We start from the raw sequence: 24,498 nt of genomic DNA, 5'->3' as shown, positions 1-24,498 counted from the left end.
GCGGGAATAGCTCAGTTGGTAGAGCGCAACCTTGCCAAGGTTGAGGTCGCCGGTTCGAACCCGGTTTCCCGCTCCAATTAGCGCTCCTTGTGCTAAAGGCTCGGTGGCAGAGTGGTTATGCAGCGGACTGCAACTCCGTGTACGCCGGTTCGATTCCGACCCGAGCCTCCATTATCTCAAGGGTTAGCGCGCTAGCTTCTACAAGCGCCCGGGTGGCGAAATTGGTATACGCAACGGATTTAAAATCCGTCGGTCTTAGACCATGCCGGTTCAAGTCCGGCTCCGGGCACCAATAGCCTCCTTCGCCGCTCATCGCTAACAGCATCCATTGTTCTCCTGAATCTCTATTGCCTGCTTTGTTGCTATTGGTCGACACAGAGCTATCGTTTTCTAGCAGCGCGACTCCCGTTCATCAATAATCTGTAACATTTACGCGGCTGGCATCTCAGCTTCATTTTGTAACTCAAGCTCTATATATTAGCTGTAGCTAATTAGGCGAGTGGTACGTTATCGGTGTCGTTTGGGGGGTATCTGGGGTGACTATGCAAAATCTATCCGTCGGGGCGACTTATGCGCGCTTAGAGCATTTTCCGGCAGCGTTCTTTGCCATGGTAATGGGGCTGACTGGCCTGACTCTGGCGTGGCAACAAGCCGCTCGTATTGTCGATGCGCCATTGCTGATCTCCCAATTGCTGTTGTGGTTCAGTGTATTAGTGTTTGTGCTGATTGCCGCGACCTACGGATATAAGCTGGTGCGGCACAGGCAGGCGGTAATGGATGAGTTTCATCATCCGATCAAGATGAGCTTCTTTCCGGCCTTCAGTATCAGCTTGATTCTGATGAGCGTGGCCACCATGGCCGTGTCGATGTCGCTGTCAAAAATACTGTGGATGCTGGGTTGTGTGCTGCATCTGTGCTTTACCCTTTATGTGCTGGGGCAGTGGCTGCATCACCCGAGATTCGAGGTCGCCCACAGCACGCCGGCTTGGTTTATTCCGGTGGTGGGTAATATTTTGGTGCCGATCGCCGGGGTGGGGCATGGGCAGCTGGAGGTGAGCTGGTTCTTCTTTTCGATCGGATTGGTGTACTGGATTATTCTGAAGACGCTGATTTTCAACCGGCTATTTTTCCACGACCCGCTGCCGCAAAAGCTGTTGCCGACGCTGTTCATCCTGATTGCGCCACCGGCGGTGGGGTTTATCTCTTATATCAAGCTTAATGGCGGGCTGGATAACTTCGCCAGGATCCTGTTTTATGCCGCGCTGTTCCTGTTGCTGCTGCTACTGTCGCAGCTGCCTAAGTTCACCAAGATCGGCTTTTTCATGTCCTGGTGGGCTTATTCTTTCCCGCTGGCAGCCTCAACCGTGGCCTCGTTGTTGATGCTGGAACTGCAGCCGTCCGCTTTCATGCATAATCTGGCAACGCTGTTGCTGATTGTGACGTCGGGGGTGATTCTGATGCTGCTGATTAGAACGCTACGAGCGGTCTGGCGTGGTGATATCTTTCAGCCCGACTAGTGCTCGTGCGTTTATTTGGCTAGACCCAGACAGAACTGCTTCAGATCGTAGATAAAGCGCTCTTTGTGCCACAGGTGGGGGGAGTGGTCGGCTTTTTCGTAAGTCAGTAGCCGGCTTTCCGGCAGCTGTTGACAGACCCATTGGGCCAGCTCTTGGCTGTAAAATTGGCTGCTGTCGCCGTAGATCTGCAGGCAGGGAATATCGATCTTCGGTAGCAGTCCCCGGTAATCCTGGGACGACAGGCTGCGCCAGCATTCGGTCAGCATTGGTCCAGGGAGTTGCTGAAGATAGTCGCGCATCTGCTGAAAGCCATGGCTGTTGGCAAGGTAATTCTCGCGACTGCGTAGGTTTAAGCCGTTAGCGACCAACTCCAGTACGGCTTCGGCAAAATCCTCATCCAAGCGCTGAAGAAATCCCTGATTGTATTGCCGATCGAAATCGCCGTAGATCCCAAGCCCCCAGGTTTCGTCGGTGACCAGCTTGGGTGACTGATCGATGATGCAAAATCCGGCCAGCTTGTCGGTGCCGTGACGACGGATATATTCCCAGCCTGTCAGTGCCCCCATCGAGTGGCCGACCAGTATCGCCTTATCGCCACTGTGTTTCTCGAGCAGCAGGTCGAGGTCATCGGCCATGGTGCCGATATCCATCTTGATCTGTCCGTCGTACTGATGGCCGCCGTGGCCGCGTGCGTCCCAGCACAGGGTGTGGAAGTCTTCGGACAAGGGGGTGGCAAACGGGAGCCATTCGCGCACGTTGGCGGTCCAGCCGTGCAGAAACACCAGGGTCGGATAACGTTCCAGCTCATCGCCCAGCGAAACAAAACGTAAGGCGGTGTTATCCGGTGTCTGTAAGGTCTCCATTGGTCACTCGATCTCCCGTGTTTTGGCCCTCGCGTACGCTGGGGTATAGTGGGGCGATCTTAGCGGTGGACCCAATCAATGAAAAGCGATACTTACAGCCTTGTTTTTGAAGCTGCCGATGCGTTGCTTGCCGAGGGTGTTAGGCCGACTCAGCAGGGTGTTCGTGATCGGCTGGGCAAGGGCAGTCTGTCGACCATCAACAAGGCGCTGAATGATTGGTGGCAGATGCTGGGGCAGCGTCTGCAGCAGGGGCGGCAATATCCGGATCTGCCGGAACCGCTGGCCGAGTCGATGAGTCAGTGGTGGCAGCAGGCGGTTGATAGCGCCCGTAAGGATTTCGAGCTTGAGCAGGATCGGCAGCAACGAGCGCTCAAGGCACTAAAGCAGCAGCAGTCCGATCAGCGCCAGCTTCTGCAGGATCAGTTATCACAGACGCTGGAGAAACTTGCGGACGAAGTCGCCGGTAGTGGGCAGTTGCAACAGCAGTTGCGCGAACGTGATAAAGAGATTCACCAGCTGGAGCGGCGCGTGCTCGAGGCTGAGCAACTGAGTCGAGAGCTTAAGCAAGAAAGTCAGGTTCAACAGGCCATGATCGGTAAGCTGGAAGCGGTAAACGAGACCCTTCGACAAAGTCAGGCCCATGCGGATGGTCGGCAGCAGCTGTTGCAGCAGGAAAACAACCAGCTCAAGAAGTTGGTGGAGCAGCTGGATCGAAAATATGCGGATCAGCACTCCCGATAGCTTGCCAATAGCTTGATTATATTAGGGCCTTTCTGCCGATTTGGGATAGGATAGGCGCTGCTCTGTGTTCGCTGAATCGGCCAATGAATCTAGAAATACCACTACAAGCCAAAGTCTCTGACATTCTCAAAACGGTTGAGAATGCCGAAGAGGGCAGTCATATCTACTGCAGCAGTGAGCGGCATTTTTCACTGCTGAAGATCTGTCTGGTGAAATTGCAGAAGAGCGACCTCAGTATCTATCTGCTGGATCAGCACGGCTTTACCGTCAAACAGGTCAGTGCCCATCGTAAGTCGGCCGCCACGCCTGAGGCCGTCGCTTCTCAGGAATCGGTATCTGTCGAAGGCTCGGCCGCACCGGTTCAGAACGAATCGGAGCCGGCCCCCGAGAATCCTGATGCCACCGCGCCGGTGCAACCCGAGCCTGTGGCAGTATCGCCTCAAGCGTCGCCTGAAGCAGAGGCCGCAGCCCCGGCTGAGGCGGTTGTCGAACAGGGTTTGAATCATCAGCAGATCAGCGCGGTGCGCGATCTTGAACAGGCCTTGAGGAAGTGTAAGGAGCTGCAGTTGCTGTTGGTCGGGTTCAGCGATGGTCTGGTCGCGGTTCCTGAGGCGCTGGGCTATGGTACGGCAGCGATCAGCTCTGCCGAAGCGCTGGAGGTCGAGGCCTTCGATGTTTATCGCGGCTATGAGGCTGACGACGAACCTTCGTATTGATGTCTCTGCTGGGTCTCAGCCAAGAAATGTGCGCGTGTCTTCAATGACGTCGCTATGGGGTAGTTCCACCCTCTTCAACAGTTTATTTTCATCCGCGGCAGTGTCGAATAGTGTCAGGGAAAATACCTGTTCGGTGAAGCGGTACTGCAGCTGGTAATGCTGCTTCTCAAACGTAATGGAGAGGCTGCCTCCGACCTCGTCGTCGCCGTTCGATGTGGTTTCTATTTTGACATGGTGGTAATCAAGTTTCTTGAAACTGGTTCCAAGCAGTTGATTTAGAATGTAATCGTGTTTCAGTATTTTCTGCACCCGGCGTCCGCCGGTCAGGTCTTTAATCTGATAGCCAAAGCCGCGATTGAGGACTTTGTAGCTTAATTCGGCGCCGGTGACCTCGTTTTTCAGCGTCAATCGCATACGTTCCTTGCTGAGGGTGTCGACCAGTGGCACCCAAGCCTCCCAGGATGATCTGGGTGAAAAGGGCTCCTGAATCTCGACCACTTGCATGCAGTGTTCGCGGAATACGTCCGGATCGGATTCATGCTGGTAACGCCAGTAGTTGCCGGTCCGCGATTCAAAGCCGGCATAGCCGGGTAGATCACTGCCCTCGACGTTGACCCCATTTTCGTTTTGATCGTTGGTGGCTGACTGGGCGACCAGTAGCCCCTCGGAAATATCACCCCATTCGATCTTTTTTTCGAATAGTTCGCCGCAACGGTATTTCACCCTTAAGCCCTCGGCGGGTAAATCTTCAGGCTTCAGATGGATCATCACGTGGGCAACCATGCAAACATCTCCAACAGGGTGGTTGTGTCGGTCTGAAATGACTAATGTAATCATATAGACGAAAAAAAGTTGGCCGACCAGTTAACAACAACCCAACGGCAGAAAATACTGTAGAATGGCCGGTCAGACCAATTGTTATGCTGCAATATCAAGGTTCTATGTATTTGTTTACCGGACTGAGGCGGGGCGTGTGATTCGAGTAATGCTGGTTGATGATCATGAGATAGTCAGGGCGGGGTTTCGCCGCTTGTTGGACAGCAGTCCGGATATCTCGGTTGTTTGTGAGGCTTCCACCGGGGAGCAGGCGATCGACAGTTACCAGCAGCACGATCCGGATCTGATCATCATGGACCTGTCGATGCCGCCCGGTACCGGTGGGCTTGAAGCGATACAACGAATCCGATCTCTCAACGCCGATGCCAAGATTTTGGTGCTGACCGTACAGGAGTGCGAGCCTTATCCGTCTAGAGTGATGGATGCCGGCGCCAAGGGTTATCTGACCAAGCGTTGCGCCCCGGAAGAGCTGATCGCTGCCGTTCAGTCGGTGGCTGCCGGCGATGAGTACGTCGCTGACGATATCAAGAAGCAGCTTGCCTCCAACAATGACACCCAGCTCAATTCGCTCACCAAGCGGGAGCTGCAGATTTTCACGTTGCTGGCTTCGGGTCAGAGTGCCAGCCAGATCTCAGAATCCATGTATATCAGCCCCAAGACAGTTCATGCCCATCGAGCCAATATTCTGAACAAATTGGGGCTCGACAAAACCGCCGACATTATCCACTTGGGGATCCGGCACGGAATTGTCGATCCGTAAATACAAAATACACATTCTGTATTCTTCATATCTTGGTTGGATGGCTTGAGTCTGGACCGGCTTAGCTTGAACCGCCTTGCCCCCTCAGGCCGACCAACCAGCGTTTCAGCGGATTCCAGAAAGCCAGGTGAATGCTATCGGCATTCTTGGTGTGTTTGTCACGCGATAGCGGAATAAAGGTCTGGTTGTTGGTGCCGCCAAAGTCCAGTGGCAGCAGGTGGTGGATCTCGGTCTGCTCGCCAATCCGTCGGTCCCACTGACGGTAGAACTCGCTGACCCGATAACTGTTGGGCTGGGTATCGAAGGCGTGCAGCATCTCGGCTTTACGTTTGGGGCGATCACCGTAACGCCGCTTTTCCTCATCGTTGAACAGACCGTGGATGTAGCGCCACTTGGTGGTGCCTCCCTGTAGTCCTCGCTTATCGCCCGGTAATACCCAGCCTCGGTCGATCAGGCGTTGAATCTTAGCATCGCCGCTGTCTAAACCTCGCCACCAGCGCCGTTTGACCCGCTCAAACGCATGGCGGTGCCCATTGTAGCTGGCTGCCTCTTCGGGGTTACTGCTGTCGACGATAGCGGTTATCCGGGGTGGTGGGGCATAGTCGCCGTTGGCGGCGGCGATGCTGTAATTGACCTGCTGCCCACTACCCAGAGATTGTGTCGTCTGGTTGCCGTTCTGGATAAAGCGAGCCTGGTTGAGGGTGATATGGCGTCCGCTGTAGAGACTCTGCATCACGGCGCCGCTGCGCCGGCTGCGGGAGTAATTTTGGATCTGCACTGTATTACTGTTGTCGAGGATGTCGATCTGATCCGGCAGTGCCGCGGCGGCCTGTTCGGGGCTGGCATCGCTGGTGGCCATACCAGTGTCTGCCTCAGCCTCCGGATTGATTCGTCCGTAAACCCACCAACGGTTGTTACGCACCCGCGGCTCGAGCACTTCAAAACCGTAGCGGGTTTTTATCAGTGCCAGCGCGCGTCGGATAAGGGCCTCACCAAGCTCGTTACGGGGCAGACGGGCCACCACTCGTTTGGCGGCACCCAGCCCCCGGCGCAGGCGCTGCTGTGGGTCCCGGGGCACCCCGGCCTGGGCCACAAAACGCCCCAGCCGCCGAGCCTGGGTCACAATCCAGCCGACGGCGCGGTTGAGGGCGCGGTCGATCGGCTGGCGGAACCTTTCGATGATAGTGCCGATTACTCGGGAGACATTGCCCAGCCCCATCAATCGTGCCAGGAAGCTGATCACAAGGGTCAGAGCCCCGGCCATGGCACGCTCGACCCGGGCTGCCGCCGGGCGGATACGGCCCGCGGCGATGGCGACAATCGAGTTGATCACCGAGCGGGCCACCTGGACCAGGGTACGAAGCCGTTCGACAAAGAACATGATGGTGTTGTAGATCGCCAGGATCGCCTGCACAAAGGCGCCGACCGGGTTCAGCATCGACACCAGTCGAATTATCGCCGCCTGGACGACCCGTACCGCGACGAAATTCATGATCTGTTCCAATACCAGCTGGCGCAGATTGGCCAGACTCTCCCTGATCTTCTGCCAAAGCGCTGCCGGTCCTTCGGTGATCAGGGTTTTGACCAGGGTGAAGCCGCGCTCCATCGCCGCTACGGCAGTTTCACCGACAGCCCTGACCAATTTACGACGGATATTCTGCCAGGTCAGCCCCAGTACGCTGAGGACGAACTTGATCAGCTCCCGCAGACTGAAGGATTGAGGGATATAGACGCCGGCTCCAGCCAGGGTGCCGGTCAGCCAGTTGAGTAGTGATGACCGCAGGTGACCAAGAAAGTTTTCCGAAAACTGGCGGAAGCCAAGAATACCGGCACGGACCAGATTGCGGATAAAGCCCACCGGATCGCGGATGATCGTGCCGAACGCCCCGCGGGCGCGACGAAGAAACGGCATCAACCCGGGGGCGACCACCTCGAAGATAATCCGCAGCAACCCCATCACCTGTTGTCCGGCCCAGCGGATAAAACGCAGTACGAATCCAGCAAAGCTACGCGCAACCCGAACGAAAATACCAGGGAGATTGAGCAACTCGGCCACACCCAGCGTATTCAACGCGTTGATCACCAGTTGCGGAATGCGGCCAACGAAACCCAGTAGACCGGTGAGGGCGCCCTGAAACCAGGCCCAGGCCCGGGGGATGGCGTTGGCCCGCTTGATGTTCTCCCACACCTCCTGCTGACCGATTAGCCGCATAAAGCCGCCGATCAGGTTCTCGGCGTTGCGCTCGACCGGCTCGCCGGTGATTGGGTTGCGCCCCAGTACCGCGCAGAGTAGATCCCAGCCACGGGTTCGGGATGCCAACTGCGCCAACGGCAGCAGGATCGCTTGCTTGATAAAGCGCAGGATGCCGCTCATCAAGCCCCGCACGAAGCGGATAATGCGGCCGATCGGTTCGGTAAAGATTCGCTTGGCCCGCCGCCATACTCCGCCCAGATCGAAAATATCGCGCCAGCCGAGCGAGTTCAGGAAGTTCATCACTGCATTGCGGATAGCGCCGCCGGTGATGGACAGGCTTGCCAGTCGATCATTGACCCAACCGGCAACCCGGGTGAAGACTCCGTGATTATCCAGAGCCTGGGTGATCAGATGCCCGCCGGGCAGAAACTCGACCAACGCCCGCAGCAGATTGGCGGCACTGCGCTCGACCCGGCTCCGATTGATGGGATTGACACCCAGCAGCAGGGTAAACATCCGGAAACCTGGAATGTGGTGGGCTTTGTCGGCGAAGTAATCCAGTGCATCGCCGATCCCCAACCGCTGTACTCGGGGCTGGCTGCGCTGTGTGACCTCAACCGTGCGCTGCAGTGTTTGTGATGCCTGTAAGGGCGATTGTGATGTCGGTTGCGTGGACTGAAGCGATGACTGAGAACGGCCACCGGATATGGACGCTTTCGCAGTCGTGGCTGTCTGTGCCGCGCGGGATTGGCGAGGGGCGGCCCCCTGTTGGATGCTGTGGGTCAGCTCGTGGGCGATCAGGCGCTTGCCGTCGTCGCTTTCAGGTCGAAACTGGTTGTCGCCGAAAAATACATGATTACGGTAGGCAAAAGCCTTGGCGCTCAAGCGCTTGTTCAGCCGGGCCGACTGGCTGTCGCGGTGGATGCGGATCGCGCTGAAGTCGGCATTGAAACGTGGTTCCATAAAGCGGCGTACCGACAACGGCAGCGGCTCTCCGGCACCGGTGGCACTGTTGATCTCGGCCTGTAGATTGGCGGATAGATTGACGCCGCCTTCGGCCTTGGCGGCGACTCTAGCATCGGCGGTTTGAGCTTCTATTGTTGGGCTGCGCTGCAGGGATTCCTCCTCTTCCTCCTCAGCTTGGCGCTGCAGACTGTTTTGCTGCTCGTTATAGACTCGCCGCTGAAGGCTCTCTTCCTGTTCGGGATCGGCCTGCCGTTGCAGTTCCTCTTCCTGCTCACCATCGGCTTGACGCTGGAGTTCCTCTTCTTGTTCGGAATCGGTCTGGCGCTGCAGTTCTTCTTCCTGTTCGCCATCGTTCTGGCGCATCAGGCTGTCGCTTGGAGAGCGGTAGCGGAAAACCTGTCCGGCCCCCTGAAGGACGGCAGCGATCCGGCTGTCGGGCAGCTTCATCCGCATGACGTTGTCGGCGTTGCGGTCCGCCTCTATCTCTGCCGGGTCGTTTGGCGATGATACTCGGCTCGGTTTCAGCGTGGCTCGGACCAGACCGGGCTGAACCTTATCGCCGTCTTTAACCGCGGCGGCGCGCAGCAGGGTGGCGGATTGATCCGAACGAACCCGGGTGGCGGAGCGGGGGAGCTTGCTAGGCTGCATCAGATCCGCCTGCCTTGCTTGGCGAACTCGCGTTTCAGTCCCTGCTCGATGTCGTCTTGGCTGATCCGGGTGCTTTGACGGCTGATCGCCCGCAGGCTGCAGTGACGCACCACGTTCATGATGGTGCCACCGGAGACCTCGTAGTGTTCGGCGATCAACCCCAGATCGACCTCGGGATCAAACTCGACCTTGCTGGAGAAGGCTTGCTGCCAGATTCGCAGCCGTTCGGAGGCGGCCGGCATCGGGAACGGAATAATGGTCTGAAAACGGCGGATAAAGGCATCGTCGATATTGGCCTTGAGATTGGAAGCCAGGATTACGACACCGTGGAAATCCTCGATCCGCTGCAGCAGATAACTGACCTCCTGGTTGGCGTAACGGTCGCGGGAGTCGTCGACCTGGGTCCGCTTGCCGAACAGCGCGTCGGCCTCGTCGAAGAACAGAATCCACTCCTTGTGCTCGGCAGTATCGAAGATCCTGGCCAGATTTTTCTCGGTCTCACCGATATATTTCGACACCATAAGGCTCAGATCGATCTTATACAGCTCGCGACGGCAAAATTGACCCAACAGGCAGGCCGACAGGGTTTTGCCGGTACCTGGCGGGCCGTGGAACAGGGCGGTGTAGCCGGGTGTCAGCCGATCCTCCATCTGCCAGTCGTTCATCAGGACATCGCTGTATTTGACCCAGTCGGCGATCTCCTGCAGTTGGGACAGAATGGCTTGCGGCAGGATCAGCTGCTCCCAGCGCCGTTTGGTGCTGATCTTGCGGGCCGGGAAGTCGGCGTTGAAAGCTGGTTTGAACGGATTACCGGTGGTCAGGTGATCCTGGATATCCTTGGGCATGGTCAGCGCGGCGCTGGTCCAGGGCTCCAGCGGGCCGAGGGAATGGGACTGGATCAGACCCCGGTGGTACAGCTCGGAGCCGGATTCCAGGAAAGGGTTGACCTTGAAACGCTCCTCCAGCGCATCGCCAGCCAGCAGGAACAGCGCGGTTTCGATGCTGGGTAGAAACCCGCCGTGACCCTGGGACTGCAAACCACCGAACTCGGTATAGCCGCGTTCGGTGAATTTGTTGCGGGCAAACAGTACATCGAGCATCTGCGGGCGGACATAGGGGGTGATCACCAGCGCCAGAATCAGCCGCTGGGCAGGTTCCAGCTGGTGGCGTTCGATCAGGCGGGCCAGGTTGGAATCGGACGGCAGAGACGGCGGCGGTAGTTTGTCGAAACGGAAATGCATCGGCTCGCCGTCGCTGTAGAAATAGGCTTCGAGCCGGGCCTCGAGCACCTGGGCCAGCCAGTGCAGCTCTTGCTCCAGCGCTTTGGCGTTAAGTTCGGCCCGGTTCACCAGCTCACGCGTATCGGTTGCGGCATCCATAGGAGTTTCACCGTTTCTATTGAGAAAGGGAGTTGATCGATCAGCACATCGTGACCCTGGCGCTCGATGGTCAGCTGCCAGTGGCGGTCCTGCGGTTGGAGCAGCCCTTGACGCCCAAGGAAGGCCTGACGCAAACCATCCGTTGAGGTGTTTTTCAAAGCCCGCCAATGGCTCAACAGCGAACGAAGCAGCAGCTCCAGTTCGTCAATCAGGTCCGGCTCCAGCGGATGATCGTCAAGCTGCAGCAGACCCTCGGGATCGAGCCCCAGCAATACCTTGATCCAGGCCAGTTGATGGTCCGGCAAACTCTGCTCGCCGCTGGCCAGATAGATCAGCGCCTTGGCGGCGGTTGAGACCTGTTGCGGTTGAAGCTGGTGATCCTGATCCAGCCAGTTTATTCGCTCGAACAGCCTGGGTAGGTAGGGGGAGAGTAGAATCAGACCGGCCAGGTCAATCCGGAAACTGTTCGCCTCGCCGGGTTGATCCGGCGGGTGATGGGACTGTTTTGGTGAGGTTTTCGGGGAGCGATCAAGGGACGTTGGTTGGTTGTCAGCCCGTTTGTCAGACGGCGCTGACAACAACCCATAGCGCTCAAGTTTTGCCTTCAGAAGCTGCCGTTGGGACGGGGTCATCCCCAATTGCTGCTGTATCTGTTCAACTATCCCGACCGCCAACGGCGTCAAGCTATTCCGGGGGCCGGGCAGGTTATCCGGTACTGCAACAGCAGTCATGATTAGGGCACCCTGCTGCGAGCTGAACAGTTCCCGCTTGTCGGTCAGTCGTTGTAGCGATCGCAGTAATTCGATCGTCGGCGCGCTGTGGCCTGCCACAGCGCGGGTCTTCAGCCAGGCAGATGGGTGCTGGCCGAGTTGGAGTTGCGCTAGTAGACGTGCCCAGGCATCGAAATCCACTAACCGTTCCAACAGAGAATCGAGACTATCGTTGTCCGACAGCAGGCTTTGCCAGTCGCAGTCCGACTGGTCTTCCTCCGATTGATACCAGGGTAAACGACCTTGGAGCAGGTAACCGAGCAGGGACTCGAAGCTGCGCTGATACTTGTTCAGCAGTTGCGCTTCATTGAAGGTTTGGTCGTTCGGGAGTAGCCACTCAGAGCCAGTTTCTGAGTCCCAGCCCGGCTGGATCGCCTGCGCCAGGCTGTTGCTGAGCTGTTGATCCAGCAGTGATGGCAACTGTTGTCGCAGGGTCTCCAACAGCTGTTGTTGATCGGTTAACTGTTCGGAGGTCAGGCGTAAATCCAGCTCAAGCTTGCTTAGATGGAACCATTGATCGGGTGGGGATGCCGTCTTGCTCAGGAACTCGTCAAACATTAGATCCAGACAGTCGCCGATGGCATTGCTGCTTTGTTGCAACAGCGTCCGTAACCGCAAGGCCGGTTCGGTTGGGCCGCATCCCCGTGCCAGTGATTGCGACTGCAAACGCGCCTCCAGCCGAAGACGCCGGATACGGTGCGGCGGTGGTCGGGGATCCCGCCCAGGGACAGTGCCCGACTGTCTAGAATCCACCGAGACGTCCTCCCAAACGGGTGTTCAGATTGTTGCGCAGGCTCGTGTCCTGGATACCTTCGATACCGGTTTTAACCAGCTCTATGGCGGCCTGATTGCCGGATAGCGCAGTGCTGCCGGTCACGATTTTTTCAACGGCCAGTTGGCTACCGCTGCTGGTGGCCAGGGTTGGCTCCTTGGCGGTGTAGTCGGCCAGCTCCACCATGCTGCTGGCCATCTGTTCCTGCGCCTGTGATTTCTTGGTTTGTAGCCTTTCTCGCTCTTCCACACTGTCGGTTTGCTGGATTTTCAGATCATAAGTTTGAATCTGGGTTTCTAGCGCAACCAGTTGATTTGCAAGTGCATCAGCAAGTTGATCGCCGATCAGTCTGTCCTTGGTCGTCGTTAGCTTGGTGCCGCTATCGGCAGCATACAGATCCCGCACAATGCCCAATGAGTTTTTGAAAACATCGCTGTAGACCGACTGGAACTGAATCTTCTCGTCGATCCGCTTGTTCAGGTTGTCACCGAAATTGGTTATTTTTCGCTCGATCTCGAAGTCCAACGACGGCATCACCTTGATCCCCGGAATCGGGATCGCCTGGAACGGCGGATCGAGTCGGGGCAGGGTCGGACGTGCAGTCTCTTCGAGCGCCGGTTCGATATAGTGGGACAGCATCGCACTGCCGACGATGGTGCCGCCGCTGTTGTAGAGCAGTACAAAGGTGCCGCCGCGAGGGACACCGGCGGCGACTTCCAGGCCAGGGTGCCGGTTGATGAAGTTGGGCAGCAGGTGGTCTTCGGTGTCCTTCTTGTCCTGCTCCTTGTTGATCCGATCGATCCAGTCGACCCAGATTGGGCTACGGTTGACGATCAGCTGATCGAAGGAGGTGGGGAAGTGGGTGTTGGAAACCTTGGCGACATCGTTTTTGAACAGCCCGGCGGTCTTGATTACCTGACCAATCTCAGCGTTGAAGCTCTGCTGTTCATCCGCGGACAGGGCCGGTTTTTGCAGTAGGCTGATAGCGCTCAGGGCACCTCGATTGATATCGGCGTCGCGGGTGCTGACCTGGAGTTTGATATCGGCGATATCGCCGTCGCGGATACGGTTGTCGTCGGCCTCCCTAATCACCGCATTCTTGAACTGACTACTGAACTGGGACACATCCTGCAGCTGGTAGGTCAGGTCCTGTTTTAGCAGGTACTGGAAATCACGCAGTCCCCAGCGAGGCCGGAAGTGGGGTTTTATGACCTGGCGAAAATCACCCTCCACCAGCGTGCCGGTCACACTGAAGGGCAGATGATGCTGGCGGATCAGCTTACGCAGGGTCGACTCGGTGCTGCTGAAGGATTTTCCGATCACGCCTTCGATCCGGTAGTAGTCGAACTCGCTCTGGCGCCTTAGCAGCGGACTTTCGGCGCCGCCCAACGGCTGATTGTTGTCGGCCTGATAACCAAGTAGGTAGCGGCTTCGGCCCCGGCGGCTGACATCAAAACTCCAATGGTCGAACAGCGCCGCCTGGTAGTAGCCGGGTACGCTGGGATCGACACTGCTGGACGGGGTGATCTTGAGCGCACTGATATGACTCCAGCCGAACTGGATCAGCAATGCGTTCAGTTTGTCCAGCTGAAACCTCACCCGTGTCAAGCTGTTATCGGCGCGGGCGGGAGAGGGGTAGAAACCCTGGCGCGGTGCGGTACCCGCCACCCCCCCCAGTAGCAGGTGTTTGGCGGCATCGGAGGCAGTCATCAGATAGTGGGGCTGCAGTTCGGCCAGACTGTCGAGCAGTTCGTTCCAGCCCTGGGCCAGGTCGCCGAGGAATTCGTAGTAATACAGTAGTCGGCTGGTCTCGGTACGGGAGCGGTTGTGGATCGCGGCCAGTCGAGTGGCCCAACCGCTGCTGGAACTGCCTTCGCTGTCGGACTCAATATGGGCTTGCAGCAAGGGTTGGATCAGCTGACCGAAACTGGTCAGGTCCCCATGCAGCTGCGTAAAGGCGCTGTCGCAGGCGCTGCGAAGCTGTTTGAACCACTCGCTCTGGGTGTTGATTCCCGGGGACAGGGTCACCGCTTCGGGGTAGCGGCGCTGCAGCTTTTCCAGCGTCAGTTCCAGCGACTGTCGCGTCGGGGTGGAACCCAGTAACTGTTGGGCGAATTCGGCATGGGTGGCCAGCAGCCGTGGGCGACTGGTGTAGGTGCGGCTGCCGTTGTCGCAGTTGGTACCGGTGCAGATATCCTTGTCTTCGATATAGGCTTCGGCCAGCAGCACAAATACCAGCCCGGAGCTGTCCAGCTCGTCAATCGGCTTGGCCTCAGCATCGATGTCAGTGTCAGTATCGGCTTCACCCTCGGGAATCAGCTGCATCAGCGGAATCCGCCCATCCTCGGTACCAAAGGGGGGATACTTCGGCGCCTGCAGCGGGTATTCCTTAAAGCGGTCGAAACGCTGCGGCTGGTAGTTGACCAGCAGGTCGCCGTCGGCGGTGATCCCCAGCCCCTTGGACAGCTGCAGCGCCGTGTCGGTCCGGCTGACTTTCAGCCCCAGGATAATCCCGACTCCGGTCAGAGCTGTGCGGCTGAGGCGGACCTGATCGTCCAGATAGTCGCTGATGCTGTTGAGCTGCTGCTCAGTCAGAACCTGATCTTTTACAAAGACCGTGTACTGCTGTGAGATCTTTGCAAGGCTGTTATGTAAGCTGGTCATAGTGACTCCTTGAAGGTCCCCAGCGCGGTTCTGCCGATCACGAAACCGCTCTGGTCAGACTTGCAGTCGTGGAGCTGCTCCACCGGGTAAACGTTGTTGATGCTGCCCAAGGCATCGATAAGGCGTTGCTTTTTCAGTTGCGGATCGACGCTGCTGGCACCGTGCAACACCCCCAGCCAGTCGCGGTAGGCTTTCTCCAACAGCGCCATCTGCTGTTGGTCGATCCAGCAGACCCTGGGCATGATATGGGCCGGCACCTCGGCTCGGATCACCGATTCGCAGTAGCGACGGAACTCCTGGTTGGCAAAGCGGGCGCCGTAGGCCGGCAGGATGAGTTGGATCTGGTAACTGTAGGGGTCGATACAGTCGTCGCAGCCGTCATTGACACAGACCGGTAGCTGCGGGTCTTCATCGCTTTGGGGCAGCAGCAGGCTGTGCTCGATCAGGTACAGCCCCTCGCTGCTGTAGTTGACGCTCAGATTGTCGACCACCTGTTCGATCGCATCCCGGGCCTGCTGTTCGGTGTCGAAATATTCGATCCGGCGGGCGATGATTTCGCCGCTGTCATCGACCAGGTTGAAGTAGAAACGGCCGTTCTTGGTTCGCTGCATCACATAGTGGGACGGCAGCATCCCGAACAGGATCGCCAATCGCATCTCGGCTCGGGCGGCCTTCTTGCTGGCGTAGCGGGTGCTGCTGCTGAGCAGGATGCTGGCATCGTCACGGTTGCGGATCCGGAAACGGAATTCGTCACCGGGGGTGCTGTCCAGTTCGGCATAGATGTCGAAGGCTACATCGCCCAGGTTGCGACGGCGATGGTCGGCGATGCCCAGCAAGCGGCAGAGGCGCTTTTCCAGTCCAGAGACGTTGTCGCTGTTCCAGTAGTCGCGCTTCAGGCTCACATCATGGGCCATTCCTCGATCGCGGCTGAGTTCGGCGACCTGCTGGTGGAACTGTCCCTTGTAGCGAAGCGTAGCCAGCGGCGACAGGCCGAAGGCGTTGAGCATCACGTCGGTCAGTTCGGTTAGGTCTTCGCCGAAGCGGGCCACCATAAAATCCAGTAGTCGGTTGCGGCGTTCAAGATCGACCACAGGGTCGCTGATCAACTGCTGTAGGTTGGCTTCGGCCTCGGGGGCTTCGCCGTAAAGCTTGCGCCAGTCGGTGATGCTGGTCGGCAACTGGCCGAAATAGCTGGCCTGCTGTTGGTCATCCAGCGACAGCAGTTCGCGTAGTTGATGGGCCTGGGACAGGAAGTTGGCCGCCAGCTGGTCGATAAAGGCCAGATAGCCGCGCAACTGCAGTACCTGGGCCTTTCGCTGCGGACTTGCATTTCCCGGCAGACCGGCCTGACCGAGGCCGTAGATCGCCGGCAGTTCGGTCTGGACCGTCTGGTAGCGTTCTATCTCCCGGCTTTGGCCCGGCTGGGGTGCGATCGGATAATCCACCGAATAGTCGACCGGCTGTTGCTGCTGCTGTTTGATCCGGTTATTAAGCAGGGCCAAGGCCGCAGTTTTATCGCAGAACACCGCCAGCTGGCGCTTGTAAAATGCCAGGTTGCCGCCCTGGGGCTTGAGCACCGCCTTCTTGCCGTCGGCAACCGGAACGATCCAGGGATTGTCCAGCGGCTGCTTGAGGTTTTCGGGATTGATCACCAGTTCGCGCACCGCCACCACCGACTCGATATCCATAATCAGGTTGATCAGGTCCGATAACCGGATCTCGGTTTTCAAGGCCGCCTGTTCGATTTCGTTCTCGCCGATAGGGCCATGGCGGAGCAGCGGGCCGTTAAACAGCACGTCGGCCCAGTCGGTTTCGGCGTTGGCCTTGTTATTGGTGGAGTCCAGCGAATTCTGCGCGGATTGCTGTTGGATCGGGGCTTGCAGGTAGTTGTGTACCGCCAGCATCACCTCGACGAACACCTGTTGCGGGTCCGCCTTGGGGGCGATTTCGAACTCGCCGCAGAGGATGAAGTTCTGCTTGGCAATCGGTTTCGGTGGTGTAAACCATTCGCACAGGTTGCGGCGGCTGTTGAGTAGCTGTTCGACCCGTGCGATCGACTCGGCTTTGGCGGCGGCGTTTAATCCGGCCGCCAGCTCCAGCCGGACCTGATAGCCGCCGGCCACCTGCAGTTGCTTGATCCCGCTGCCGGTCACGGCTTTGAGGCTGGTGCGGCCGGTTCGGCAGTCCAGATAGAGGCTCAGCGGCAGCGGGTCGACCCAGGCGTTCTGGACGTTGGGAAGATCGATCAGCAGTTTGCGGTAGTCGGTTTCGGTCAGCGGGGCGGCCGGCAAGACCCGGTCGGCGCCGGGAAAGTGTTGACTCATCAGGGTCCGTTTCTGAGCTGCGTCGGTATCGGCCAGACCATCGACCAGAATATCGGTGATCGGCCAGTCCATCCGGTAGCTCAATTCGGTCAGCAGATAGCTGATCACCTCCAGCAGGGTGATGCCTGGATCGTGGCGATTGTAGTCGCTCCAGATCTCGCTGCTGAGTTCGATCAGTTGGCTGATGCCCTGGTCGTAGAGCTGCTGCACGTCCAGGCTGGGGTCTATTGGGGTCTTGGGATCGATATGAAGGTCAGTCATAGGCTGCCTCCTCGATCAGGTGCTCAGGCGCCGAGGTCAGTACCTGCAGCGGATGTTGCGGTTGCTGTTGATGCGCATCACTACCGAATTCGGTTCCGTCGCTGCTGGCCTGCAACTGGACTTGGCTGATGAATTCCACGTAGGGCAGCTCCTCGATAAAGTCCATCAATACCGACTTGTAGACGCGGCCGCCGAACTCCGGCCCGCTATGCTCGCCGCTGTCGTTGCCACTGGGGACATCGCTGAGCCAGGGCGACAGCTGCTCGCGGATCGCCAGCTGAAGCTGCTCACGGTAGTGGTTGAATTCGAACCCGGTCTTGAACCGTACCAGCAGATTGACTCGCAGCTGCAGATAACTCGGATTGATCACGTGGACCTGCGCCTGCATCGGCTTGCGGGCATCGAGGAAATCCTGGACCTGATCGAGGGTCTGACTGTCGGCCAGCGGCTGTAACGGATCGACGGCATTGTCGCTGTTAACGTAGGGCACCAGCAGGATGGTGCTGTGGCCAGGTGCCTGCCAGTTGGCGGAATCGGTTTTAGGGCGGCAGTGGGGGATCGCCTTGACCCGATAGAGCCGGGGGAAGCGCTGCAGCACCAAGGTCTCGTAATCATGGATGCTCAGGGCGCGATCCTTGTGCCTCAAGCGCTCCGAGACCCGGGCGGCATAGTCATTGTCGGTTTCGCGATCCCGGCCGCCGAACCCCGCAAAGGGTTGCTGCAACGATTTGATCTCGGTTCGGGCGTTGCTGAACTTGCTGATCGAGCCGGCCGGCAGTGGGTCGTAGCCTACGCCAGCCTCATCGCTTTCGCTGTTGTCGCTCCTGTTTCTGCTGTCTGAGGCCGTCCGGGGCAGGGCTGCCACCTCGATAGCGTTGCTCAGCACATCGCGCAGCTGGCACACCGAGCCCGGTTGCTGGTCGATCGCCAGTTTGAGCCACAGCAATCCGCTTGGCATCAGGCTGTTTTCGGTGGTGGCCTGGTTGGGGATCAGCAGCTTGACGAGGCCGCTGGTCAGCAGGCCGTTGCTGCGGTCGAAAATCAGCTCCTGCTGCGACAGCGGTTTCCAATAGTTGTCGCACAGCACCGACCAGCGAATCGGCTGCGGCGTCAGCCGCGGATCGGCGCTGCCGTCGACCACCTGGAACAACAACTGAACGCTGTCGCCGGCCTGCAGTTGCTCCAGTCCCAGCAATAGCGCACCTTGCTCGGGATGCTCCGGCAGCAGACTGACCGACTTGTCGGTTACGAAATCGAGTTGCTGGCGTTGCAGCGCATGCTCGCGGCGCTGGCCGAAACAGTCCAGATGGAAGAACCGGATCTCGGTATTGGCGAAGGCCTCGGATGAACTGTCGGCGAACGAGACCGTCTGGGTGTAAGCCTCGTAGTTCAGGCTCAGGTCGCCGATCTGCGGGGTGTAGGGCTCGGCGATCATCGCCAGATTCGGGTCGGCATTGAGCGCCAGTACATTCTTCACGTAGGCGTTGCGGTAACTCTGATGGAAAAAGTCCTGCTGCAAGGTCAGTTGCAGCCCCTGGTCTTTCCGAACCGACGAACCGGCCACCAGGGTTTGAGTAAACTCCTTCCGGATTGGCTTGACGAAGCGCTGGTAAATCGGGTTGATCCGCCGGAAGTTTCCGAACTGTTTCTGGGCCCAACTGCTGCGGTACTGCCCCAGCGCCTGGGCGTAGCCCTTGATGTCGGGCTGGTGTGGTGCGGCGATGGATGTCTCGGACACGCCGAGGGTGCGGGTAACGCCTGCATTGGTGCTGTGGAACAGCGACTGCCCGGTAACGTTGAAGTAACGGCCGTCACCGTCCCGATAGCTGGCATCGACGGTGAAATAGCTATTGTCGAGTCCCGCCGGCATGCCGACATAGCTGGAATAGCCCGAGTAGTGGTCCGCAAAGCGCATCGGTGGACTCTTCCAGCTCAGATTGACCGAAACCTGCCGCAGCCGCTTGCTAAAGATCTCGTCACTGCCGATCGACAGGGGGCTACCCACCTTCGGCAGCGGGCCGAAGGGCAGGAAGTCGTTGTCCGAGCTGACTCGGCCGATATCGGAGTGAATCAGCAGCTGACGGGCGCCGCTAACATTGACCGTCAGCTTGGCGGTGGTGAGTTTGGCCTCGAGCAGGTGCGCCACCAGTGGATGGCGGACCTGGTTGTTGAGCAGCAGCTGCATCACCGGTTCAGCGGTATCGAGCTGGTAGCCGTGTAATTGTGGCTGGTAACCGACGATCGCAGCTTCTTCGGCCGGGACGGTCAGGCTGAGACTGAGCGCGTTGCCGTTAAGGCTTGCATCGGCGCGGTACTCGGTGCTCCAGCCGTCGCTGGTGCTGAAGTGGATTTTGAACAGTTCGGCCAGCTCGACCCAGGTGTCGGTCAGCTTGGACCCCAAGGTCAGTAGCACCTCAATCCGACGTTCGGCCTCACTGAGCTGGAGTAGACTCGACGATAGCGCAAAGCCGATGGTGCCGGCGGGCAGCGCTTCGTGGCCGAAACCGGACCATTTTTGCTGCCCCGACTCAAACGCCTCGCCCAGGCCGTCGCGAGAGTCGGCCACCAAGGCGACCTTGATCGTTCCCGGCTCGTCGGCGGAGCGAAACAGCGAACGCTTTTCGACGATTCGGCTCTGGTTGATCAGGTTTTCATCGATCGGCGCGACCAGGATTTCGGACTTGTCCTCACGCTTGCCGGCCGTCAGTCGATCATCGGGGCCGATCAGCAGTTTGGGGATCGGTTTCTTCAGTTCCACCACCAGATGGGCCCGCTCCGCGACCGGGGCTTTGGGGGAGAATCTGAGCACATCGCGGTAGTAGTGGTGTAGGTAGCGCTGTTTCAGCTGATTAAGTTTGGCCTGCGGCCCCTGCTGGTAAGCGTCCAGAAATACCTTTAGCAGCGCCAGCTGGGGTGGTACCCGGCCCTGGTGCTGTTGCAGCCAGGGTAGCGCCTGACCCGGTTCAAACGGGAAAAAGGCCGACCAGTCGCCGTCGGCGGCCTGATCATCGTTGGGATAGAACTTGAGCTGCTGGGCCAGCGCTTTCAGGAACGCGAACTGATCTTCGATACTACGCTCGTCGATCGAAACGTAGTCGGCGTTCAACCCCTTCGGTAGCCGCTGATCCTGACTCAGTCCCTGCTCGGGCAGGTTCAGCTGGGTGATGGGATGGATCGGGTTCGGGTCGGCCATGGTCTATGCGTCCGTTATGCTGGTCATCCGTCGAGTTTAGAGTCGGATAGATAGGGGCTGACTTCGGTGCCGTCATGCAGGTAATAGGGGTAGACCAGATTGAAGCGCGAATTGCTGGCGCGAATCTCATAGTCAAGCTGGATCAATAGCTTGCCTTCGTTAATGGCGCTGTCTTCGAGGTTTATCGCCAGTACATTGATCCGGGGCTCGTAGACCAGCAGGGTGCGTTTAATCCGATCGATCAGCAGGTTTTTGGCGGTGGTATTGAGGGAGTCAAATAGCTGATCCTGCAGATTAAGGCCGTAGCCGGGAGCCATAAAACGCTCCCCCTGAGTGGTGCCCAGCAGGATCCTGAGGCTGTCTTCGATCTCCCGTTCGCCTTCGGCCATCAACACCTGACCGCTGTCGGCAGAGAAGGTCGGTGGGAAACCCCAGCCTCTGCCCCAGAAGGTTTGATCACTCATGCTATGGCTCCTGTTTCTGCCTCTGATTCCACTCTTGACTCCAGCCCTAACCGATAATGACTGTGGGGTCGCCGATGATGACCGAGGCGCCGCACAGACAGCTGTCACCGGCTCGGATGGCTGGTACGTTGCCGATCAACACTGTACTGCTACCGAGAATAAAGGGGCTGACGGTGGGCTGATGGACATTTGGGGGCAGGCTGCAGATATGGGTATCACCGAGCACCGCCGCCGGCATACCGCCGATCAGGACGGTGGCGTTGCCGGGACCGATCAGGGTGCCGCCGTGGTTGGTGGTATCGCCGAGTCGTGCTGCGCCTGCCATGGGTTTGCTCCTTCTAGTTAGTGATGTCTCGTCAGTTAATCTTTACCAGCGATCCCTTGACCGTGGTGATCGCCGAACTATTGATGTCGATGCCTGCCGATCCGTCCGCTTTCAGGTTGGCGTTGGCGGACAGCTCCAGGTTAGCGGACGCCTCGAGCTTGATATCTCCGGCGGCGCTGAGGCTGATATCGCCGGCACTCTGTAGCGCGATGCCGTCGCCGTTGAGCACCAGCTTGTTGCTGTTCTCATCTTCCAACACCAGACCGCTGTCGGTATCGGTCAGCAGCAGTTGGTTGCCGTTGGGGGTTTCCAGAGTCAGCTCGCTGCTCTCATCATCGAGACGGATCTGGAGTCCGCTACGGCTTTTGAGCAACTTGATGGGGTTGTCGTCGGACGGTGGCTCCGGAGCCGGGTGGGCGCTGCTATGGAGCATGCCGAGGATCACGGCTTTGCGCGGGTCGTCCTGCACGAAACCGACGATCACCTCATCGTCCAGTTCCGGGCGGATCATCAGGCCGCGGTCATCGCCGGCATCGATGCTGGCCACCCGGGCCCAGATACCGTCGGACTCGTTGTCCAGCAGCGGGAGTCGCACCTTGACCCGGAATTCGCCTTCCGGGTCCTCGTTGCTGACCACCAACCCGAACTGCAGCCCGGACATCGGCGGCAGCGGCGTCGATCGTCCTTGTTGTGATGTAGTCGGACTATTTAGCTGGTCTAGCCCGCCGACCTGGAAATAGCTACGCCAGCCCGAGGCCAGATCCAGCTCATGGCGCACACCGGTGACCAGCGCATTGCCGTTGAAGGCAGCACCTAGACCAGACAGGGTTACCCTATCGCCCGGCTGGACGCTGCCGATTCCCTGGGATTTGAGGGTGCCCTGAACCCGACTGTGCTCGGCAAATTGGCGTTGAGCGTCAGCCCACTGCTGCGACTCCTCGCCAAGTTCGGTCGCTTGTCTGAGTAGACTGACCGGCGCGCCGAGGCTGTCGGCCAGGCGGGCCGGATCGCTGTTGCCGGGGGTGGCTTCGGCCTGGCTTTGGCCCTGATTTTGACCTTGAAAGCGTTCTAAAGTCTGCTCGGCACTGTTCCAGAACAGCGCACTGTGGTCGCTGCGCTGGTGCCGGGCGTCGGTTTCCAGATCGGCCGACAGCAGGGTGGCACCGAACTCCAGATTACAGACCGGATCGCCGGACGGATCGGGGGCCTGGATCGACAAGCGTTCGCCCCGGGTCAGCAGCAGTTGGCCGTTGGCTTTGGCCCGCTGCCGGCAAAACTCCCAATCGCTACAGTCGTATTGCACCAGCTGTTTATGGGTCACCGTGGTGAATTGCACATCGAACTCGAAGCCGTATTCGCTTAGTAGGGTCTGGATGACGTCGCTGTCGCTCTGCTCTTCAAAGTAACGGCCGTTGCGGGTCAGGGTGCTCTTGATCGCTGCATGCTTGCAGCTGATCTGCAATTGCGGCGAAGCACTCTCGCGCAGGCGGATCTTCTGCGCCACTACCAGACCGCTGAACAACAACTCCTGGGCACCGGCGGGACCGGCCAGAATCTCTACCGTGCTGCCGGTTTCAAAGCGGTTGCCGTCGAGCAGCGGAAATTCACCGGTGGCGGCGGCGCCGTCCTGGTACACCAATCGGGCCGAGGCGATCTTGTTGGCCGGTGCCGCAATCGACGCGCTCAGCAGGTGGTGGCTGCGGGGCACCAGTTCACCGTTCACCTTGATGCTGAACTCCCGATGTAACAGGCTGACGGGCAGGGTGCGGCGCAGGTTGGTCACGTTGGCTCCATGTTCATTGTTATGAATCCATTGTCAGGTTTTAACCGGCGGGAAGATCAGCCGGGTACCGGGCTTGATATCGCGAAAACTGCTCAACTGATTGATCCGGGCGACCTGCGGGTAGTAACCGGCCTGGCCGTAGATCTGTTGGCAGAGGCCGGGCAGGGTATCGCCGTCTTTGAAAATACGACTGTGGGTCAGGTCCGGTGATTGATCCTGGGCGATCGCCACCCGGGTCTCGTCATCGGAGTTGTCGGTAAAGGTGGCGCTGATCACCGCCCTTAACGGCTCGCCGCTGGGTTTGAACAGCTTGTAGGCGATGGAGGCGGACTTGAGAATGCAGCGTCGGACCTGCAGGCTGCCCCAGGCGACGATCAGGTAGTTGGGGCGATGGATGTCGCCGTTATAGCCGGTGGTGCTCTGGAAAGCCTCCACCTGCTGCTGCACATCTACCAGTTTGCCGTTGGCGCCGGTGCCGTCGATAAAGAAGCTCAGGCTCAGGTCGCCGGGCTTGATCTGCTTGAACTCCATTCGGCTGCCGGTGGTGCCGCTGCCCTGGGCACTGTCGTACTCCATCTCGTAGGCCAGGGTGAGTTCGCTGGGGTTCACGTAGGCGTGGAATTCCGACAGCACCGCACCGGAGTAGTCCGGCTCGGTATAGGCCTGGATTTTCAGTTTTTCCAGTTCTCCGGCCATGGTCAGGGCTCTTGCTGCTGTTTAAGGATTTCCAGCACCTGCTCGACGCACTCTTCGACGATCTGCTTCTTGGTCTCGCTGTCGCTGGGCTGGCTGCTTGAACCCCCGCTGGCGCGGTTGTCGACCTGCACGGAGATCACCACTTCATCAATCAGAATCGGCATATCAGTCCCTGTTCACACTGAAGTACTGGTAGTAAAACTGGAGCGACTCCACCACCAGACTGTTGCTGCTGGCGGAAAAGTCTGACACCGACCACTTGATCGGGTAGGCGTTGACCAGATGCCAGCTCATTAGCGGCTCGTGCTCCTCGTTGAGCAGCTTGATCACCATATCCCTTGGGGTGATGCTGAAGTCCTCGATGCACTCCTTGACCCATTTGATCAGATCGGACTGCTTCAGTAGCCCGCGCTTCAAGGTCAGCTCGCTGTGCTTGGCCCGTACCGGGTATTTCTGGATAAACCGGTTCTGGCCACCCTCGGCGATCTCTTCGGTGGAGAGTTCTTCGCTCAACCCGGACACATCGGAAAAGCGCGAGTCGAGGCTGTCGCCGGCGAAACCGGCCACTTCGACCTTGAAATGAAATCCCACCGGCGGGTAATAAACCGTCATGCTGATTCCAGCC

General features: G+C 58.6%; 18 protein-coding genes and 3 tRNA genes. 7 read left to right on the top strand and 14 right to left on the bottom strand.

The window, feature by feature from the left end:
• The 4 genes from DV711_RS03665 (at position 1) to DV711_RS03650 (ending at position 1,517) form a co-directional block, all read left to right on the top strand.
• A tRNA-Gly gene (locus DV711_RS03665) sits at positions 1-76 on the top strand.
• A gap of 21 nt (positions 77-97) precedes the next feature.
• Positions 98-171 (top strand) — tRNA-Cys (locus DV711_RS03660).
• Positions 172-206: 35 nt separating this feature from the next.
• A tRNA-Leu gene (locus DV711_RS03655) sits at positions 207-292 on the top strand.
• A 250-nt stretch (positions 293-542) separates the two neighbouring features.
• Positions 543-1,517, top strand: coding sequence for an SLAC1 anion channel family protein (locus DV711_RS03650; protein ID WP_114694282.1), 975 nt, complete (start codon positions 543-545; stop codon positions 1,515-1,517).
• Between the two features lie 11 nt (positions 1,518-1,528).
• Here DV711_RS03650 and DV711_RS03645 read toward each other — a convergent pair whose 3' ends face one another.
• Positions 1,529-2,380 carry an alpha/beta fold hydrolase gene (locus DV711_RS03645; protein ID WP_114694281.1) on the bottom strand — a complete coding sequence of 284 codons (852 nt, stop codon included), beginning with the start codon at positions 2,378-2,380 and terminating at the stop codon, positions 1,529-1,531.
• A gap of 78 nt (positions 2,381-2,458) precedes the next feature.
• Here DV711_RS03645 and DV711_RS03640 point away from each other — a divergent pair, with 78 nt between their 5' ends.
• Together DV711_RS03640 and DV711_RS03635 are read left to right on the top strand one after the other, a co-directional pair.
• Positions 2,459-3,121, top strand: coding sequence for a DNA-binding protein (locus tag DV711_RS03640; RefSeq protein WP_114694280.1), 663 nt, complete (start codon positions 2,459-2,461; stop codon positions 3,119-3,121).
• An 83-nt stretch (positions 3,122-3,204) separates the two neighbouring features.
• Complete coding sequence (locus DV711_RS03635) at positions 3,205-3,837, top strand: hypothetical protein (protein ID WP_114694279.1); 633 nt, start codon at positions 3,205-3,207, stop codon at positions 3,835-3,837.
• A gap of 15 nt (positions 3,838-3,852) precedes the next feature.
• Here DV711_RS03635 and DV711_RS03630 read toward each other — a convergent pair whose 3' ends face one another.
• The gene (locus tag DV711_RS03630; protein WP_133297394.1) at positions 3,853-4,608 is read right to left on the bottom strand and encodes a hypothetical protein; all 756 of its coding nucleotides are present in this window, start codon (positions 4,606-4,608) and stop codon (positions 3,853-3,855) included.
• A 202-nt stretch (positions 4,609-4,810) separates the two neighbouring features.
• Between DV711_RS03630 and DV711_RS03625 the strand changes: the two genes are divergently transcribed.
• The gene (locus DV711_RS03625; RefSeq protein WP_243633719.1) at positions 4,811-5,434 is read left to right on the top strand and encodes a response regulator; all 624 of its coding nucleotides are present in this window, start codon (positions 4,811-4,813) and stop codon (positions 5,432-5,434) included.
• A gap of 61 nt (positions 5,435-5,495) precedes the next feature.
• Here DV711_RS03625 and DV711_RS03620 read toward each other — a convergent pair whose 3' ends face one another.
• From DV711_RS03620 to DV711_RS03570, 12 genes are all read right to left on the bottom strand, one after another.
• Complete coding sequence (locus DV711_RS03620) at positions 5,496-9,242, bottom strand: eCIS core domain-containing protein (RefSeq protein ID WP_114694276.1); 3,747 nt, start codon at positions 9,240-9,242, stop codon at positions 5,496-5,498.
• The gene (locus DV711_RS03615; RefSeq protein ID WP_114694275.1) at positions 9,242-10,621 is read right to left on the bottom strand and encodes an ATP-binding protein; all 1,380 of its coding nucleotides are present in this window, start codon (positions 10,619-10,621) and stop codon (positions 9,242-9,244) included. Before DV711_RS03615 ends, DV711_RS03620 begins: the two co-directional genes overlap by 1 nt.
• Positions 10,588-12,057, bottom strand: a complete 1,470-nt coding sequence (locus DV711_RS03610; protein ID WP_114694274.1) for a contractile injection system tape measure protein — start codon at positions 12,055-12,057, stop codon at positions 10,588-10,590. Before DV711_RS03610 ends, DV711_RS03615 begins: the two co-directional genes overlap by 34 nt.
• 76 nt (positions 12,058-12,133) lie before the next feature.
• The gene (locus tag DV711_RS03605; protein WP_114694273.1) at positions 12,134-14,827 is read right to left on the bottom strand and encodes a hypothetical protein; all 2,694 of its coding nucleotides are present in this window, start codon (positions 14,825-14,827) and stop codon (positions 12,134-12,136) included.
• Complete coding sequence (locus tag DV711_RS03600; protein ID WP_114694272.1) at positions 14,824-17,412, bottom strand: YegP family protein; 2,589 nt, start codon at positions 17,410-17,412, stop codon at positions 14,824-14,826. The genes DV711_RS03605 and DV711_RS03600 overlap by 4 nt, the downstream gene beginning before the upstream one ends.
• A complete protein-coding gene (locus DV711_RS03595; protein ID WP_114694271.1) occupies positions 17,405-20,605 on the bottom strand; it encodes a baseplate J/gp47 family protein in 3,201 nt (1,066 codons plus the stop codon). The genes DV711_RS03600 and DV711_RS03595 overlap by 8 nt, the downstream gene beginning before the upstream one ends.
• 23 nt (positions 20,606-20,628) lie before the next feature.
• Positions 20,629-21,069 (bottom strand): GPW/gp25 family protein, encoded by a 441-nt coding sequence (locus DV711_RS03590; protein WP_114694270.1) that lies wholly within the window; start codon positions 21,067-21,069, stop codon positions 20,629-20,631.
• A gap of 46 nt (positions 21,070-21,115) precedes the next feature.
• Entirely contained in the window at positions 21,116-21,394 is a 279-nt protein-coding gene (locus DV711_RS03585) for a PAAR domain-containing protein (protein WP_114694269.1), read from the bottom strand.
• A 31-nt stretch (positions 21,395-21,425) separates the two neighbouring features.
• Positions 21,426-23,177, bottom strand: a complete 1,752-nt coding sequence (gene vgrG, locus DV711_RS03580; RefSeq protein WP_165839994.1) for a type VI secretion system tip protein VgrG — start codon at positions 23,175-23,177, stop codon at positions 21,426-21,428.
• Positions 23,178-23,210: 33 nt separating this feature from the next.
• Positions 23,211-23,873, bottom strand: coding sequence for a CIS tube protein (locus DV711_RS03575; protein WP_114694267.1), 663 nt, complete (start codon positions 23,871-23,873; stop codon positions 23,211-23,213).
• 2 nt (positions 23,874-23,875) lie between these two features.
• Positions 23,876-24,037 (bottom strand): DUF5908 family protein, encoded by a 162-nt coding sequence (locus tag DV711_RS19450; protein WP_165839993.1) that lies wholly within the window; start codon positions 24,035-24,037, stop codon positions 23,876-23,878.
• A 1-nt stretch (position 24,038) separates the two neighbouring features.
• The gene (locus DV711_RS03570; protein WP_114694266.1) at positions 24,039-24,485 is read right to left on the bottom strand and encodes a phage tail protein; all 447 of its coding nucleotides are present in this window, start codon (positions 24,483-24,485) and stop codon (positions 24,039-24,041) included.
• Positions 24,486-24,498: the final 13 nt, after the last annotated feature.

Origin of the sequence: Motiliproteus coralliicola, from assembly GCF_003345655.1 — a bacterium.
Lineage (GTDB): Bacteria > Pseudomonadota > Gammaproteobacteria > Pseudomonadales > Balneatricaceae > Motiliproteus > Motiliproteus coralliicola.
The sequence above is the reverse complement of the archived record's forward strand: the minus strand, read 5'-3'. Positions and strand labels throughout refer to the sequence as shown.